This window comes from Polaromonas sp., from assembly GCF_043778355.1.
In the GTDB taxonomy this organism is placed as follows: domain Bacteria; phylum Pseudomonadota; class Gammaproteobacteria; order Burkholderiales; family Burkholderiaceae_C; genus Polaromonas.
Map to the genome: position 1 here is coordinate 1 of NZ_JAYWHI010000116.1, position 16,787 is coordinate 16,787.

Sequence of the window (16,787 nt, forward strand, 5' to 3'; positions counted from 1 at the left end):
CTGCGTCCGCGAAACTGATCTGGTCCATCGCTGCTGCTCCTTTGTGTATCTCAACGGTCAACACATCTGATCGGTGGACTTGTTCAGAGTTTCCTTAGCGTTCTTGCGCTCACGAATTGCGGCCATGCTGGATCTCCATACGGTGTTAGAAGCGCGCGAGTGCTCGCTGTGTACGCATCATTCCTCTGAAGAGGTTTGAATTCCACGGGATTTAATTTGGGGTTTCAGTCCGTTGTGTGGACTGTCGCTATTGATGCTGGCGTCTAATCGCCGCAGGTGCTCAGAGCTAGCGTTGGCTCATGAGCCTGTATCCGCGTAGCGGAGCGATCTCGCCTGGAGTCGCGCTAGGGCCTCGGCGCATGGCAAAGCTGCGCCGGGCTGACGAAGTCAGCCATGGCGTGCATGAGAGGATAGGACTACAGTTGCCGACCGCAGTGCGGCGGCTGTGACACTCGGTCGAACTGTGCTGAAGTTCTCCGAGAGTATTTCTGGCGTTGTGCCAGCAGTGTGCCAGGGCACATTTGGCTGCCGGTGAAGAGAGTGCTCTGCGTTGAATTACAAAGACTTTTTCGTGTGTTTTCGGTAGTTGGCACATCGTTACGAATGAGCTGCTCTACCGACTGAGCTACACCGGCGTTTACCTGAAATACAGCCCGAGATTATAGCTGGGGCTACTTGGCGTGATAACCGGTCACGCGCTCGACCTCGTTCTTCGATCCCAGGATCACACTCACGCGTTCATGCAGCTTGGTCGGCTGGATGTCGAGAATTCGCTGCTTGCCGTTGGTGGCGGCGCCGCCGGCCTGCTCGATCAGCCAACTCATGGGGTTGGCTTCGTACATCAGGCGCAACTTGCCGGCTTTGTCGGGTTCGCGTTTGTCCCAGGGGTACATGAAGATGCCGCCGCGGCACAGGATGCGGTGCACGTCGGCCACCATGGCTGCCACCCAGCGCATGTTGAAGTCCTTGCCGCGCGGGCCGTCTTTGCCGGCCAGCAACTCGTCCACGTAGCGCTTGACTGGCTCGTCCCAGTGCCGCATGTTGCTCATGTTGATGGCGAACTCTTTCGTATCGGCCGGGATCTGCACGTTCTCTTCGATCAGCACAAACGAGCCCTGTTCGCGGTCCAGCGTGAACATCGCGACGCCGTCGCCGACGGTCAGCACCAGTGTGGTCTGCGGGCCGTAGATGCAGTAGCCTGCTGCCACCTGCTTGTGGCCGGCCTGCAAAAAGTCCGACTCGTCTACGCCGCGGTCGCCTTCGGGCATCTTCAGCACGCTGAAGATGGTGCCGATGCTGACGTTGATGTCGATGTTGCTGGAGCCGTCGAGCGGGTCGAACAGCAGCAGGTATTCACCTTGCGGGTAGCGATTCGGCACCACGTAAATGCCTTCCATTTCCTCGCTGGCCATGCCGGCCAGGTGGCCGCCCCATTCGTTGGCCTCGATCAGCACCTCGTTGGCGATGATGTCGAGTTTTTTCTGGATCTCGCCCTGCACGTTTTCGCTTTCGGCGCTGCCCATCACACTGCCGAGCGCGCCCTTGTTGACGGCCTGGCTGATGCTTTTGCAGGCGCGGGCCACCACTTCGAGCAGCAGCCGGAGCTGAGAAGGAATGTGACCGTCGATGCGTTGCTGCTCGACCAGGTAACGCGTGAGAGATACTTTTGAAGACATCGTGAAGCTCCTCGGTTTGTCATCCCGGACTCGATCCGGGATCCATGGATTGCGGATCAAGTCCGCAATGACAGGGTTGTACTAGTCGGCTAGCGCGCGCGAGACCACCTCGTGCGTGTCCTTGCTCAAATCAGACTTGGCGGCGACGCGGGCAATTGCTTCGCGCGCGGCGCTGCGGTAGGGTTCAGCCAGCTTGCTCCAGCGGTCCAGTGCGCGCGCCAGTCGGGCGGCGACTTGCGGGTTGATCGCGTCGAGCTCGATCACACGTTCACTCCAGAACACATACCCGGCCGCATCGGCGCGGTGAAAACCGGCCGGGTTGCCCTGGCAGAAGGTGCTGATGACGCTGCGTGCGCGGTTCGGGTTGCGCAGGCTGAAGTCGGCATGTTTCATCAGTTGTTTCACGGCCGGCAGGATGTTGCCGCCGCGGTCCGGTGCGCCGGCCTGCAGGCCGAACCACTTGTCGATGACCAGTGCCTCGTCCTTGAACATGGTGTGGAAACGGGACAGGGCCTCGGCCGCCAGCGGGTGGCCGCTGGAGACCAGCGCCGCCAGCGCGTTGAAGCGGTCGGTCATGTTGCCGGCGTCCTTGAAACGCTGGAAAGTTTTGCCCGGCCAGACCGCGTCACCGGTGATGGTGGCGGCGATACACAGGTGCGTCAGTGCCATGCCGGCCAGCGCACGCCGTCCCGAGGACAGCGGATCGGGCGTGTAGGCGCCGCTGTCCTGATGGGCGTCGTACACCGTGGCCCAGTCGTCAACCAGCGCCGTGGCGAGCTGCGTGCGCATGGCTTCGCGCACGGCGTGGATGCGCTGCGGGTCCACCACGTCAAGCTGCTCGGCGATGTAGGTTTCGCCTGGCAGGGTCAGCACCAGTTCCTTGAAGGCGGCGTCGAGTGACGGGTCGCGCAGCACGCTGCGCATGGCCTCGACATAAGCATCATTTAGCGGCTCAGCCCCTGCTGGATAAGCGCTGGCAGTTATGGATTTGATAGCGCTTCGGACCGCCAGGCGTTGCCCGGCTTCCCAGCGGTTGAAGGGGTCGATGTCATGGGCCAGCAGGTGCAGCAGTTGCGCGTCGCTGTAGTCGAACTCCAGCACCACCGGCGCGCTGAAGCCGCGCAGAATGGACGGCACCGGCTCGGCGTCCACGTTAATGAAGCTCAGCGTCTGGCGGGCCTCGGTCAGCACAAAGGTGCGCGGCGCAGCGACCGGGGCGGCTTCGCCAGCGAGCTGCAGCGGCAGGTCGGCGCCGTCTGCGCCCAGCAGGCCCAGGCCGACCGGAATCACAAAGGGCTCCTTGGCCGGCTGGCCGGCGGTCGGCGCGCAGCTCTGCGAGAGCGTGAGTGTGTAGCTGCGCGTCGCAGCGTCGTACACCCCCGTGCCGTGCACACGCGGCGTGCCGGCCTGGCTGTACCAGCGCTTGAACTGCGGCAACAGGCGCGCCAGGTCAGACGCGGGATTGGCGTCGGCAATGGCCTGCGCAAAGTCGTCGCAGGTCACGGCCTGGCCGTCGTGGCGCTCGAAGTAAAGCTTCATGCCTTTGGCAAAACCCTCGCGGCCGACCAGTGTCTGCATCATGCGCACGACCTCGGCGCCTTTTTCGTAGATCGTGACGGTGTAGAAGTTGCTGATCTCGATGTAGCTGTCGGGGCGCACCGGGTGTGCCATCGGGCCGGCGTCTTCGGGGAACTGGGCGGTGCGCAACACACGCACGTCCTCGATGCGTTTGACGGCGCGGGCCGAGGCCTCACCGCACAGGTCCTGGCTGAACTCCTGGTCGCGGAACACGGTCAGGCCTTCCTTCAGGCTCAACTGAAACCAGTCGCGGCAGGTGATGCGGTTGCCGGTCCAGTTGTGGAAGTATTCGTGGCCGACGACGCTTTCAATGTTTGAATAATCGGTGTCAGTTGCTGTCGCCTGATTCGCCAGCACGTATTTGGTGTTGAAGATGTTCAGGCCCTTGTTTTCCATCGCGCCCATGTTGAAGTCGCTGGTGGCAACGATCATGAAACGCTCCAGGTCCAGGCTCAGGCCGAAGCGTGCTTCGTCCCACGCCACCGAATGCATCAACGAGTTCATCGCGTGTTCGGTCTTGTCCAGATCGCCGGGGCGCACATACACCTGCAGCGTGTGTTCCTTGCCGGCGCGTGAGGTGATGCGTTGCTCACGGCTGACCAACTGACCGGCCACAAGCGCAAACAGATAGGCCGGTTTTTTGTGCGGATCCACCCATTTGGCGAAGTGCCGGCCGCCTTCGAGCTCGCCCTGCTCGACGAGGTTGCCGTTGGACAGCAGCACCGGGTACTTCACCTTGTCGGCGCGCAGGGTGACGCTGTAGCTGGCCATCACGTCGGGACGGTCCAGGAAGTAGGTGATGCGCCTGAAACCTTCGGCCTCGCACTGCGTGAAGAAGGAGTCGTTGCTGACGTAGAGGCCCATCAATTTGGTGTTTTTGACGGGCGCGCAGGTGGTGAAAATTTCCAGCTCGAAGGCATCCGGCAGGTTGTCGAGAACCAGCTTGTCGCCTTCCATGCGGAAGGAGGTGCCCTGGCCGTTGACCAGCACACGCGCGAGGTTCAGCTCTTCGCCGTCGAGCTTGAGCGGCTGCGCCGGCACTTCGGCATTACGCCGCAAGCTCATCTTGTTAAGCACACGCGTTTTGGCCGGGTCCAGGTCGAAGGACAGGTCGACGGTGTCGATCCAGTAGGCGGGTGCAATGTAGTCGGCGCGGTTGATTACCGGGGATTGGCCTTCACGCAGCATGGCGGGTTCCTGAGGTTGAGTCGGTGTGACCGCACAGCCTGTAGCGTGCGGGGCATGGATTGCGGGTCTGGCCCGCAATTACGACAATTAAATTCATACGCCTTGCTTCAGTGAAGCTTCGATGAACTGGTCCAGGTCGCCGTCCAGCACTTTCTGCGTGGCCGAGGTTTCGTAGTTGGTGCGCAAATCCTTGATGCGGCTGTTGTCCAGCACATAGCTGCGAATCTGGTGGCCCCAGCCCACGTCTGTCTTGGTGTCTTCCAGCTTTTGCTGGGCTTCCTGTTGCTTCCTCAGTTCGAAGTCATACAGGCGCGAGCGCAGGCGTTTCCACGCCACGTCGCGGTTGCTGTGCTGGCTGCGGCCGTCCTGGCACTGCACCACGATGCCGGTCGGAATGTGTGTCAGGCGCACCGCCGAGTCGGTCTTGTTGATGTGCTGGCCGCCGGCGCCGCTGGCGCGGAAGGTGTCGGTGCGCACGTCGGACGGATTGATGTCAATCTCGATCGAGTCGTCGATCTCGGGGTAAACAAACACCGAGGCAAACGAGGTGTGGCGCCCGCCCGAGGAGTCAAACGGCGACTTGCGCACCAGGCGGTGCACGCCGGTTTCGGTGCGCAGCAGGCCGAAGGCGTATTCGCCTTCGATCTTGATGGTGGCGCCCTTGATGCCGGCGGTGTCGCCTGCGGTTTCGTCTTCGATGGTGGTCTTGAAACCCTTGCGCTCGGCGTATTTGAGGTACTGGCGCAGCAGCATGCTAGCCCAGTCGCAGGCTTCGGTGCCGCCGGCGCCGGCCTGGATGTCCAGGAAGCAGGGCAGGGGGTCGGCCGGGTTGTTGAACATCCGGCGGAATTCCATTTTCTCAACCTCGGTCGCGACATTGGCGGCCTCGCCCTCAATCGAGGTCATGCCGGCTTCATCGCCTTCGGCCTTGGACATCTCGAACAGCTCGGTGTTGTCAGCCAGCTCAGCGCTCAGCCGGTCGATGACGTGCACCACGTCTTCCAGCGATTTTTTTTCCTTGCCGAGTTCCTGCGCGCGTTTGGGGTTGTCCCAGACCTTCGGGTCTTCGAGCGCGGCGTTGACTTCGTTTAACTTACGTTCCTTGGCAGGGTAGTCAAAGATACCCCCTGAGCTCGTTGACCCGGTTGCTGAGGTCGGCGAGCTGGTTGGAGATGGTGTTGATGCGTTCTGCTTCCATGAGAAATCCTGTGTGGTCTGGGGTCAATTCCCCATTTTCTCATGCCCCGGCGCCTGAGGCAGATGACCTCAGTTTTTCAGGGGTGTCAGGGGTGGTGGCAGCGGCATCTGGCGCTGGCGCATCACCTCGCGCAGGCGGTCCGGGTAGTCGGTGATCAGGCCGTCCACGCCCCAACCGATCATACGCTCCATGTCGGTCGCCTGGTTGATGGTCCAGGGAATGACCTTCAGGCCCAGCGCCTGCGCCTGCTGCACCAGCGCCTGCGTCACCGCGCCGCCGTTGGGCGACCAGACCGCGCCGCCAGCGGCTTTGACCATGGCCGGCACGCTTGCATGTTCAGCGATTTTGAAACCTGCCGTCCATGCGCCGCTGGTGATGTTGTTGGTGTTGGCTGTCTGGATGCTGAGGTACACCGTGGGGATGGACGGCTCCAGCCGCTGCACGATCTGCAGCGTGCGCCAGTCGAAGCTCTGGATGCTCACGCGCTGCAGCAGGCCGGCCTCACGCACCCGCTTGAGCAGTGCTTCGGTCATCTGCTCCGGGGTGGCGGTGTCGGTCGGCTGCTCCGGGTTGAGCTTGGTTTCGATGTTGAAGCGCACGCCGGTCGCGCCCAGCAGCTTCACGCGTTCAAACAGCGCGGCCAGCGCCGGGATGCGGGTGCCGTCCAGCGGCTGCTGGTTGCTGAAGGTGGTGGCGTAGGCTGTGCCGGGCTGGAGGCGGCCCACGTCATAGGCCTGCAACTGCGCGAAGCTCAGTGAACGGATCAGCGGGCCCCGGCTGCCGGGCAGCCACTGGCCGCTGGCGTCCCGCGTGATCAGCGGGTTCAGATAAGGGTCGTGCGTGATCACCACCACACCGTCGGCGCTCAGGCCGACGTCCAACTCCAGCGTGTTGACGCCCAGGGCCAGCGCCTGCTCGAAGGCCGGCAGGGTGTTTTCGGGCGCCAGCCCGCGGGCGCCACGGTGGCCCTGCAGGTCAAAGGCGGCGGCCGGTTGGGCGAACAGCGCCGCTGCGGCCAGAGTTATCAGCCAAATCGACCTCCAGCCCATAGCCACTGTGCGCAAGCAGCTATCAAAAAGTGAGCAAATGGCAGGCTGGCGGCGCGTCAGGCCGGGGAGGAAGAATGTGTTCATTGCTGCATTTTGCCGCGCCAGCGTGACAATCGGGGCATGCAGGTCCGATCCCTGTCAATCAGCACAAGTTGGCCGCTGAAGTTGGCGATGTTCGGGGCATAAGATTCGCCAGTCATCCCGGACCCCGGATCAAGTCCGGGGCAGGCCCGATCCGGGATCCATGCTGGACGACTCGTATCGTGGGGGTTCACCAACAAGCCGGGGGTTGCCCGGCAGCAAGCTGTTCGCCCGTCATCCCGGACTAGATCCGGGATCCATGGTCGATGACTCATACAGCTAGTGATCACCAACAAGCCGGGCAACCCCCGGCCAGCTAGCGCGGGGTGGAGAGCAGGGCAGGAGTGAGCTCCCCACTCCCACCACCCTTGAGTCCTTCAGTCCGCTGCCAACGCCGGCTCAACAGGCGGCTGCAGCGGCAGGGTGACGCTGAAAACCGAGCCTTCGCCGAGTGTGCTTTGCACGCTGATGCTGCCGCCGTGCGCCTGCACCAGTTGCCGGGTGATGTACAGGCCCAGGCCCAGCCCCCCCGTGCCGTCATCGCTGGTGATGCGCTCGAACTGCTCGAAGATCCGTCGCTGGTCCGTTGCAGAAATACCCCGGCCCTGGTCTCGCACACTGATACAGGCAAGCTCGGGCAGCAGACTCAGGCTGACGGACACCGGCTTGCCTTCGCCGTAGCGCAGGGCGTTGGTCAGCAGGTTGATGACCACCTGCTCGATCCGGAATTCGTCCCACAGGGCGGTGACGGCCACGTCGGCATGCAGCGAGATGGCGCTGCCCGCGGCCAGGGCCTGGTTGGACAGGTTGTCCACTACTCGGGCCAGCAGAGCCGGCAGGTCGACCGGTTCTGGCCGGATCGACAGCCGGTTGCTGCGAATGCGCGCGACATCCAGCATGTCGTCGATCAGACGCATCATGGCCTGGATCTGGCGTTTGTCGCGTGCCACCATAGTTTGCAGGTGGGCGGCGTCAAACAGGTCGGTGCGCCCCCGGTCCAGTTGCATCTTGCGCAGTTGTGCTTCAAGAAACAGGGTGTTGAGCGGCGTGCGCAACTCATGCGTCACCATGGACATGAAGTCGTCGCGCATGCGTATCGATGCCTGCAGCTCGGTCTGTGAGGCCTGCAACTCCTGCAACAAGACCTCCTGCGCCTGTCGACTTTTTTCCAGGGCCTGGACCTGCCGGCGGGTTTCATTGCGCTGCAGGTAAAGCTCGACAAACACGTTGACCTTGCTCTTGACCGCCTCAGCATCCAGTGGTTTGTACAAAAAATCCACGGCACCCATCTCATAACCCTGGAAAGCGTAGTTCGATTCCCTCCCGGCCGCCGTCACGAACACGATGGGGACCTGACGCGTTTTTTCGGTGCTGCGCATCATCTCGGCGAGCTCGAAACCGTTCATGGCGGGCATCTGGACGTCCAGAATGGCCAGCGCAAATTCGTGTTCGAGCAACAGGTCCAGTGCAGCTTCGCCGGAGCTGGCCTGAAAAATCTCTCGACCGTCCCGACGAATCAGCGCATTGAGCGCCAGCAGGTTGTCGGGCAGATCATCAACAATCAGTATTTTTGCGGTGTCAGGTGTTCGCATGGTTTCGATCCAGTTGAATCAGCAATTGCCGGATGCCGTCCAGCGTGAGAATCAGGTTGGGCTTGAGCTTGCGAATGGCCGCTTGCGGCATGGTGGCAACCTGGGCCTCGGCAGGGTCCTGCACAGCTGTGAGACCGCCCCGCTGCTTGATACGCGCCAGGCCAGCCGCGCCGTCAAAATTGGCGCCGGTCAGCAGCACGCCCGCAAGACCGGGGCCGTACGCGTCGGCGGCGGAATCCATCAATACATCGATGGAAGGCCTTGAATAGTTGACGGGCTCTTCACAACTGAGCGAAAAAGTCCTGTCCATCTCGATCAGCAGGTGATAGCCGGAACCGGCAAAAAACAGGGTTGCCGGGACAATGGCTTCCTTGTCGGCTGCTTCGCGCACGTCCATGGACAGCCTCTGCTTGAAGACGTCCGCCAGCCGGCTGTCACGTTCTTTCGGCAGATGCAGTACCGCGATGATGGGCAGTGAAAAGTGGTCCGGCAGCCCTGACAGCAGTGCCAGCAAGGCGTGCACCCCACCGGCCGAGCCTCCAATCACCACGGCCTCGACGGCATGCCTTTTTGCGACCTGCTGGATGTCCATCACCTTGCTCAGTCCTCCAACTTGCGAAATATCCGCTCGGGCCGGTCCACCGGCTCGAAACGCTTTGCATAGGCCGAAAAGTCAATGCTCTCCTTGCCGCCCAGACCCAGGAAACCGCGGCGGCTCAGCGATTCGTGAAACAGACCCAGCGCGCGGTTCTGCAGCTTCTTGTTGAAGTAAATCAGCACATTGCGGCAAAGCACCAGCTGGGTTTCAGAAAACACGCTGTCCGTGGCCAGGCTGTGGTCGGCAAAGGTGACGTTGTCGCGCAGGGACTTGTCGAAGATCGCGGCATCGTAAGCGGCGGTGTAGTAGTCTGAAAACGCGCGCCGGCCACCGGCCGCCTGGTAGTTGGCGGTGTGGCCCTGAACGCTGGCCAGCGAAAAAATACCCAGCTTTGCCTTGGCCAGCGACTTGGGGTTGATGTCGGTCGCATAAATCAGGGAACGGTCGAGCAGGCCTTCCTCCTTGAGCAGGATGGCCAGGGAGTACACCTCCTCACCGGTGCTGCAGCCTGCAACCCAGATCTTCAGTGAGGGATAGGTGCGCAGCACCGGCATGACCTGCTGACGCAGCGCCAGAAAAAACGACGGATCGCGAAACATTTCGCTGACGGGAATGGTCAGGTACTGCAACAACTGCATGAAGACCGCCGGGGTCTCGGCAACGGCCTCCTGCAGCGCCGCAATCGTCGGGTAGCCGAGCTGGGCCAGCGCCTTGATCACCCGCCTTTTCTGGGAGGCACCGGCATAGTCCCGAAAATCATAGCTGTACTGGCTGTAAATGGCCTGCATCAGAAGCTGCAAATCCGCTTCCGAATGGTCATCGGCGGTATTGCGGCTGGCGGCACTGCCAGGCTCCGGTGGCAGGAGATCTGGTTTTTTGGGCATTCAGCGGCGATCCGTGGCTGGCATCCACACGCGAAGCAGCGAAAACAGGCGGTCCAGATCAATCGGCTTGGCCAGATAGTCGCTGGTACCGGCCTTGAGGCATTGCTCATGGTCGTCCTTCATGGCCTTGGCCGTGACGGCAATGATGGGAAGCTTCTTGAAGCGAGCATCCTTGCGGATGTTGCGTGTGGCCTCCAGACCGTCCATGCCCGGCATCATGATGTCCATCAGCACCAGGTCGATGTCGTCGATCTCGTCGAGCTTGCTGATGGCCTCAAAGCCATTGCGGCCGACCTCGACGCGGATGCCCTTTTGTTCCAGGGCGCTGGTCAGTGCGAAGATGTTCCGCGCGTCGTCGTCCACCACCAGGACCTTGCGCCCTTCAAAGGCGCTGTCCCGGCTGCGCAGACTTTTGAGCATGATCTGGCGGTCCGCCGACAGCTCGGACTCGACCTTGTGCAGGAAGAGGGTGACTTCGTCAAGCAAGCGCTCGGGTGAGCGGGCACCTTTCATGATGATGGCGCGTGAATATTTCAGCAGTCCGGCTTCTTCCTCGCGCGTCATCTCGCGTCCGGTGTAGACGATGACTGGTGGAAAGGACGAAATTTCCTCCGTCGACATGCGCTGAAGCAGCTCGTGGCCCTGCATGTCGGGAAACTTCAGGTCCATGATCATGCAGTCAAAAATGGTCGTGGCCAGAAGGCCAAGTGCTTCGCCACCGGTTTCCACGGCGGTGATCTCCACGTCGCCTTCGCCGATCAGGTGCACGACGCTGGCGCGCTGCAGGGCGTCTCCCTCGACCAGCAACACACGCTTGATTTTCTGGGCCAGCTTGTCGCTGAGCTTCTGGAATACGTCCTTGAGCTGCTCGCGCGTGGTCGGCTTGAGCGCGTAACCCATGGCGCCCATGTGCAGGGCTTGTTCACTGAGGTCGTCGGCCGACACCACGTGCACCGGAATATGCCTGGTCTTCGGGTCTTCCTTGAGCCGCTTCAGCACCGCCAGGCCAGGCTGGTCCGGCAGGCCCATGTCAAGCAGGATGGCATGCGGCATGAACTGCATGGCCAGTGCAACACCGTCTTCGGCGCCATGGGCCACGAGACAGTTGTAGTTCATCTCCCGCGCCAGGTCATAGAGGATTTGCGCAAAAATGACGTCATCCTCGATCACCAGCACCAGGCGGTCGCCGGGCGGGAGTTTCCGGTCATCGGTAAAAGCCGCAGCGGGCACGGGCGCTGGCGGCCGGGCGGAGGCGATCCCTGGCGCCGGGTTGTAAAGCCTGCCGGGCACCCGCCGGACCAGTTTGGGGTCCGGCTGGGGGGCCGGGGCCGGATTCCATTCGCAGGGCAGCATCAGGGTGAAGGTGCTGCCGCCGCCCTCGCTGCTTTCCACCGAGAGCGAGCCGCCCAGCAGCGTGGTCAGGTCGCGCGAAATCGACAGACCGAGGCCGGTGCCGCCATAACGCCGGTTGGTGGTGCCGTCGGCCTGGCGGAAGGCATCAAAAATCAGTTGTTGCTGGTCCGGGCGTATGCCGATGCCCGAGTCGCGCACGGAAAAGGCAATCTGACCTTGCGGCTGCAGCGCAACACGCAGGCTGACCTCGCCGGCATCGGTGAACTTGATGGCGTTGGAGAGCAGGTTTTTCAGGATCTGCTCGACGCGCTGGCGATCGGTTTTCAGTGTCGCCGGCGTGCCTGTTTCGATGCGGATGCTGAGGGCCAGATTTTTTTGCCCGGCCAAGGGTTCGAACGTGCTTTTGAGCGAATCCACCAGCGTACTCACGGCCATGTTCTCGGGGGACAGCTCCAGCTTGCCAGCCTCGACCTTGGAAATGTCCAGAATGTCACTGATCAGGCTCAGCAGGTCATTGCCTGCCGAATAGATGGACTGCGCAAAGCGGACCTCTTCCTGATTGAGGTTGCCCCGTGGATTGTCGGCCAGCAGTTTGGCAAGGATCAACGAGCTGTTCAGGGGTGTGCGCAACTCGTGCGACATGTTGGCGAGGAACTCGGATTTGTAGCGGCTGGCCCGGCTGAGCTCGGTGGCACGTTCTTCGAGCAGGGTCTGGGCCTGGTTGAGTGCCGCATTCTTGTGGTCCAGCGACAGGGCGACTTCCGACAGCTGCTCGTTGTTCTGCTCCAGTTCGGCCTGCTGGTTCTCCAGCGTGACCTGGTACTCCTTGAGCACGCGGGACTGTTCTTCGAGTTCCTCGTTGGTGGTGCGCAGCTCTTCCTGTTGGACCTGAAGCTCCTCATTGAGCTCCTGGGCCTGGCTGAGCACGTCTTCCAGACGTCGGCGGTACAGCGCCGCGTGGATGGAGTTGCCGATGTTGCTGGCAATCAGCGTGACGAATTCCAGGTCGCGCGGGGCCAGAGACCTGAAGAAGCCGAGCTCAACCACACCGTTGACCACCCCGTCGTTGTGCACGGGAACCACCAGCACATGACGGGCCGACCCCTGGCCCAGACCAGAGCTGACCCGGAGGTAGCTGGCTGGCAGGTCACTGAGCTGAATCACCCGGTTTTCCTGGGCGGCCTGCCCGACCAGGCCCTGATCGCCTTCCAGCGCTTGCCCGGCGCCGTCCCCCTCGGGGACCAGTCCGTAGGCGCCGACCCGCTGCAGCCGGCCATCGCCTTGGTGGATGTACAGGGCTGCCACCGCCACATCGAGATAACGCGCCAGAAACTCCAGGACACTGCGACTCAGAGACGCGATGGCATGCTGGCCCAGGGTGTGCTCCGCCAGTTGTCTTTGCCCGGTGCGCAGCCAGAGTTGCTGATCCAGCAGCAGCGCCGTGGCGGCTTGTTTACGTTCCGCCTCTGCATAGGAGTCCGCCAGGCCCTGTAGTTCGCGGTGACCCAGAAGTGCCAGTAGGCCGCTCAGGCCCAGACTGAAAAGCAGGTAGGCGGCCATCCCCCATGCGGTGTTGCTGCGCGCCTGCGCATTGCGCTCTTGCAGCAAGCGCTCTTCAATGCTGACGAACTCGTTGAATTCACGCCGAATCTCGTCTGTGAGACTTTTTCCGCCTGCAGAGCGCACGGGCTGCTGGTAGTCCAGGTCTTTGCGCCGCAAATCGACAATCGTTTGCGCAAACTCGTTCCACTGCACCTGCAGCGCGGCGATACGCCTGAGCCGGCTGACCTGGTTCTGGTTGTCGCGCACCAAGCCAGCCAGCGTGGCCGTTTCGGCCGCAATGCGCGGCTTGCCGATTTCAAAGGGCTGAAGCAGAGGCTCTTCGCCGGTGACCAGGTAGCCGGACACGCTGGCTTCCATGTCGGCGCCGAGCTTGGCAATCTGGTTGGCGCTGCTGATGGCCCGCTCGGCCTGTTCTACCCCGCCCAGGGTGGCCAGAAGATAGAAAATGAGACCCACAAAAACGGCGGCACTCAGGGCGCCGACGCCGAGCGGCAGGCTGACGTTGCGCGTCAGAATGCGACGAAAGTTTTCCTGGGGGCTGGCGCTGGGTGCTGTCATGAATCTTCCCGCGCCAAGCGCACTAAAAAATCGATTGTCCTACAAAGACCGCACAGCTAGCGTGTGTTAACCCCACTTGAAGCTGTCAGGCTTTGTCGGCAGTTTCCGGGTCCAGGAAGTTTTCTATCAATCGGGCCAGTGGGTCCGGCTGGTCATGGTGCAGCATGTGGCCGGCGTCCTGGACCACGGCGGTGGCGAGTTGCGGCACGGCTTTGAGCCGCTCGTGGTATTCGGCCAGCGTGTATTTGCCCTGCCACCATTTGCCCAGCGAATCGTCCGAGGCTTCTACGGCCAAGGTGGGTGCGCTGATGTTGCGGTAGATTTCCAGCACCTCGTCCACCCGGTAGAGCTGGGCATTGGTGATCTTGTGAGCGGCGTCGCCCAGAATGTTCCATTGACCTGCGGCATCGGGTGTGGCCCAGTGTTGCGCCAGCCAGTCGGCCTTGTCCTGGCCCAGACGCGGGTTGGTGCGCATCAGGCGCCGGGCCACACCGTCGGCGTCCTTGTAGGGTTTGAGCGCCATCTCGCCCCGGTGCAGGCTTTTGAGCTCGTCCATCCATTTGGCGAAGCGGCCAGGCGCCTGAGCGGGCCGGGTGGCCGGCATGCCAAAGCCTTCAAGGTTGACCAGCTTGCGGATGCGGGCTGGGCGCACGCCGGCGTACAGCATGGCAACATTGCCGCCCATGCTGTGGCCCACCAGATCGACAGGCTGATCCCCAGCGTAATGGTCGAGTAAAAAATCCAGATCGGCCAGGTAATCGGGAAACCAAAAATTGTCTGCGCCCAGGGTGCCGGTTTTTCCATACCCACGCCAGTCCGGGGCGATGATGGTGCGGCCTTCCACAAAAGCGTCTGACAGCGCGTCCACCACAAACTGGTAAGACGCCGATACGTCCATCCAGCCATGTACCAAGACAAGTGGTACCCCCACGTTCCCCACTGCGTGTGGTTCGCTGACCCTTCGCCCGGAAGAAGGGGCCGGCCTTGCCTGGGGCGGCCCGGCGCTGGTGGCCGCGGCGTCAGCCTGCCAGATGCGTACGTGGTAATTGATGCCGCGTATAGGGACTAACTCGCTGCGGGAGATACGCTTTTCTTTGTACATTGGGGTGATGATAAAGAGACTTGCGCCGCCACACAGTCAGGGCAGGGACAACGCTGCCGCACCGCCCGCTGACCATTACGCCGCCCTGCACAGCACCTTCCGCTGGCAGGTTGATGAATATTTCAACATCGCCGAGGTCTGCTGCCGGCGCTGGGCGCAGGCCGATGGCAGCAAGAGTGCTATCAAAAGAGTAGCTATTCACGCCCACCAGCCAGGGGCTGAGACCACTTTTTATACTTATTTGCAGCTTCAGCAGGCTGCCGATGCGCTCAGCCATGCGCTGGTGGAACTTGGCGTGAAACGCGGTGACCGGGTCGCCATCGTGATGCCGCAGCGTTTTGAAACCGCTGTGGCCTACACGGCGGTGTTCCAGATGGGCGCGGTGGCCATGCCGCTGTCCATGCTGTTCGGGCCCGAGGCGCTGGAGTACCGGCTGCAGGACAGTGACGCGGTGCTGGCGATTTGCGACGAGAGTTCGATGGCCAACCTCCAGGCGGTGCGCAGCCGCTGCCCGGCCCTGCGCACGGTGATGGCGGCCGGCGCGGCGGCGGGGCAGGGCGATATCGACTACGACACTGCGCTTGCCGCGCAGCAGCGTGCTTTCACCGCAGTCAAAACCAAAGCCGACGACGCAGCCATATTGATTTACACCAGCGGCACCACCGGCCCGCCCAAAGGCGCGCTGCTGGCGCACCGCGCGCTCATCGGCAACCTGCCGGGTTTCGTCTGCAGCCAGAACTGGTTCGGCTTCCCCACTGACGGTGGTGTGCCGACTCCCTCCCCCGCGCGGGGGAGGGCCGGGGAGGGGGCGAACACAAAAAGGGCGAAGCTCAGCAAGGGAGACCAGAACACGGCAGTGTTTTGGTCTCCCGCAGACTGGGCCTGGACCGGCGGCCTGATGGACGCCTTGTTACCCACGCTGTATTTCGGCCGGCCCATCGTCGCCTTCAATGGCCGCTTCAGCCCCCAGCTGGCTTTCAGTCTGATGGCTGAACAGGGCGTGACGCACACGTTTTTGTTCCCGACGGCGCTCAAGGCCATGATGAAAGCCTTCCCGCAGCCGCGAAAACATTTCAAGCTCAAATTGCAGGCCATGATGAGCGCCGGCGAGGCGGTCGGCGACGCGGTGTTTGCGTATTGCCGCGACGAACTCGGTGTGGTGGTCAACGAAATGTTCGGCCAGACCGAAATCAACTACATCGTGGGAAATTGCAGCATGAACCGCTCCCAGCCGGAGCCAACTACTGCTGCCGCAGCGCAGGGCCGCCCCAAGCAAGGCACGGCCCCCTCGGGGGGCAGCGTATTACACGAAGTGAAAAGCGTGGGGGCTGTCGGATGGCCGGCGCGGCCGGGCAGCATGGGCAAGGGCTACCCTGGTCACCGGGTGGCGGTGATTGATGACGACGGCAAGGAATGCGCCGTTGGTGTGCCGGGCGACGTGGCGGTGAATCGCTTTGACATTCACGGCGATCCGGACCCGATCTTTTTTCTGGGTTACTGGAAGAAAGACGCGGCGACGCGGGCCAAGTTCACGGGTGACTGGTGCCGCACCGGTGACCTCGCCACGCGTGATGCCGATGGCTACCTCTGGTACCAGGGGCGCGCCGACGACGTGTTCAAGGCGGCCGGCTACCGCATCGGCCCCGGTGAAATCGAGAACTGCCTGGTCAAACACCCGGCGGTGGCGAATGCCGCCGTGGTGCCCAAGCCGGACAGGGAGCGTGGTGCGCTGGTCAAGGCCTATGTGGTGCTTGCTCCTGATTTCATAGCTGCTCGCGCTCTACATGCAGGGGCTGAGGACCAATTTGATGCTGAATTGACAGCGAAACTGCAAAACCACGTCAAGGGGTTGCTGGCGCCTTATGAATACCCCAAGGAGATCGAGTTCATAGACGCGCTGCCCATGACCACCACCGGCAAGGTGCAGCGGCGGGTTCTGCGCTTGCAGGAAGAGGAGCGCTTCCGCAGCGCAGGTACCGGGTGAAACGCTGGCAAGTTGCAGCACCCGGGTCTGCGTCGGCCAGCAGGACTTAACTCCCCACTCCCTCCCCTCGCCCCTCCCTCGCCCCGCTGGGCGATGGCGGGGGACCTCATGTGGCCGCGTGTGCTGCGCTCGCGTGCAAACATGACGGTCTGTTGGGATTCCCGCAGAAGAAGCGCTGCGCGCTTCTTCTGCTCCGGATGTTTGTCCCCGCATTCATTTCTCCCCCACCCGTCGGGCTGGGCCGAGGAGCGCAGCCGAAAGTGGATCAGGACGAGCGATTGTTTGAGGCGAAGCCGAGTTCGAGCTCGGCCCCACTTTCGGCGAGCACCGGAGGTTGCCCGCAGCGAAGCGAAGGGACCCAGACCATCGGGTCGCCTTTTCTT

General features: G+C 62.3%; 10 protein-coding genes and 1 tRNA gene. 1 reads left to right on the top strand and 10 read right to left on the bottom strand.

Features of this window, described 5'->3' with window-relative positions:
• Positions 1-526: 526 nt before the first annotated feature.
• The 10 genes from ACH2CW_RS17185 to ACH2CW_RS17230 form a co-directional block, all read right to left on the bottom strand.
• Positions 527-635, bottom strand: a tRNA-OTHER gene (locus ACH2CW_RS17185).
• 36 nt (positions 636-671) lie between these two features.
• On the bottom strand, positions 672-1,676 hold the full coding sequence (locus tag ACH2CW_RS17190) for a class 1 fructose-bisphosphatase (protein WP_395060370.1): 1,005 nt from the start codon (positions 1,674-1,676) through the stop codon (positions 672-674).
• Between the two features lie 81 nt (positions 1,677-1,757).
• Positions 1,758-4,442: an aminopeptidase N gene (gene pepN / locus ACH2CW_RS17195; protein ID WP_395060372.1), complete on the bottom strand. Its 2,685-nt coding sequence runs from the start codon at positions 4,440-4,442 to the stop codon at positions 1,758-1,760.
• A gap of 93 nt (positions 4,443-4,535) precedes the next feature.
• Positions 4,536-5,640, bottom strand: a protein-coding gene (gene prfB / locus ACH2CW_RS17200) for a peptide chain release factor 2 (RefSeq protein ID WP_395060374.1) whose coding sequence is annotated in 2 segments (ribosomal slippage) — positions 4,536-5,558 and positions 5,560-5,640 — 1,104 coding nt in all. Because the reading frame shifts where the segments join, the coding sequence is not laid out codon by codon here.
• Positions 5,641-5,708: 68 nt separating this feature from the next.
• The gene (locus ACH2CW_RS17205) at positions 5,709-6,695 is read right to left on the bottom strand and encodes a glycerophosphodiester phosphodiesterase (protein WP_395060388.1); all 987 of its coding nucleotides are present in this window, start codon (positions 6,693-6,695) and stop codon (positions 5,709-5,711) included.
• 452 nt (positions 6,696-7,147) lie between these two features.
• Positions 7,148-8,362 (bottom strand): ATP-binding protein, encoded by a 1,215-nt coding sequence (locus tag ACH2CW_RS17210; RefSeq protein WP_395060376.1) that lies wholly within the window; start codon positions 8,360-8,362, stop codon positions 7,148-7,150.
• Positions 8,349-8,954, bottom strand: coding sequence for a chemotaxis protein CheB (locus ACH2CW_RS17215; protein ID WP_395060378.1), 606 nt, complete (start codon positions 8,952-8,954; stop codon positions 8,349-8,351). Before ACH2CW_RS17215 ends, ACH2CW_RS17210 begins: the two co-directional genes overlap by 14 nt.
• A gap of 8 nt (positions 8,955-8,962) precedes the next feature.
• Positions 8,963-9,844: a CheR family methyltransferase gene (locus tag ACH2CW_RS17220; RefSeq protein WP_395060380.1), complete on the bottom strand. Its 882-nt coding sequence runs from the start codon at positions 9,842-9,844 to the stop codon at positions 8,963-8,965.
• Positions 9,845-13,318 (bottom strand): response regulator, encoded by a 3,474-nt coding sequence (locus ACH2CW_RS17225; RefSeq protein ID WP_395060382.1) that lies wholly within the window; start codon positions 13,316-13,318, stop codon positions 9,845-9,847. It lies immediately after the preceding gene.
• A gap of 85 nt (positions 13,319-13,403) precedes the next feature.
• On the bottom strand, positions 13,404-14,420 hold the full coding sequence (locus ACH2CW_RS17230) for an alpha/beta fold hydrolase (protein ID WP_395060384.1): 1,017 nt from the start codon (positions 14,418-14,420) through the stop codon (positions 13,404-13,406).
• A 7-nt stretch (positions 14,421-14,427) separates the two neighbouring features.
• Between ACH2CW_RS17230 and ACH2CW_RS17235 the strand changes: the two genes are divergently transcribed.
• Positions 14,428-16,404 carry an acyl-CoA synthetase gene (locus tag ACH2CW_RS17235; protein ID WP_395060386.1) on the top strand — a complete coding sequence of 659 codons (1,977 nt, stop codon included), beginning with the start codon at positions 14,428-14,430 and terminating at the stop codon, positions 16,402-16,404.
• Positions 16,405-16,787 lie beyond the last annotated feature (383 nt).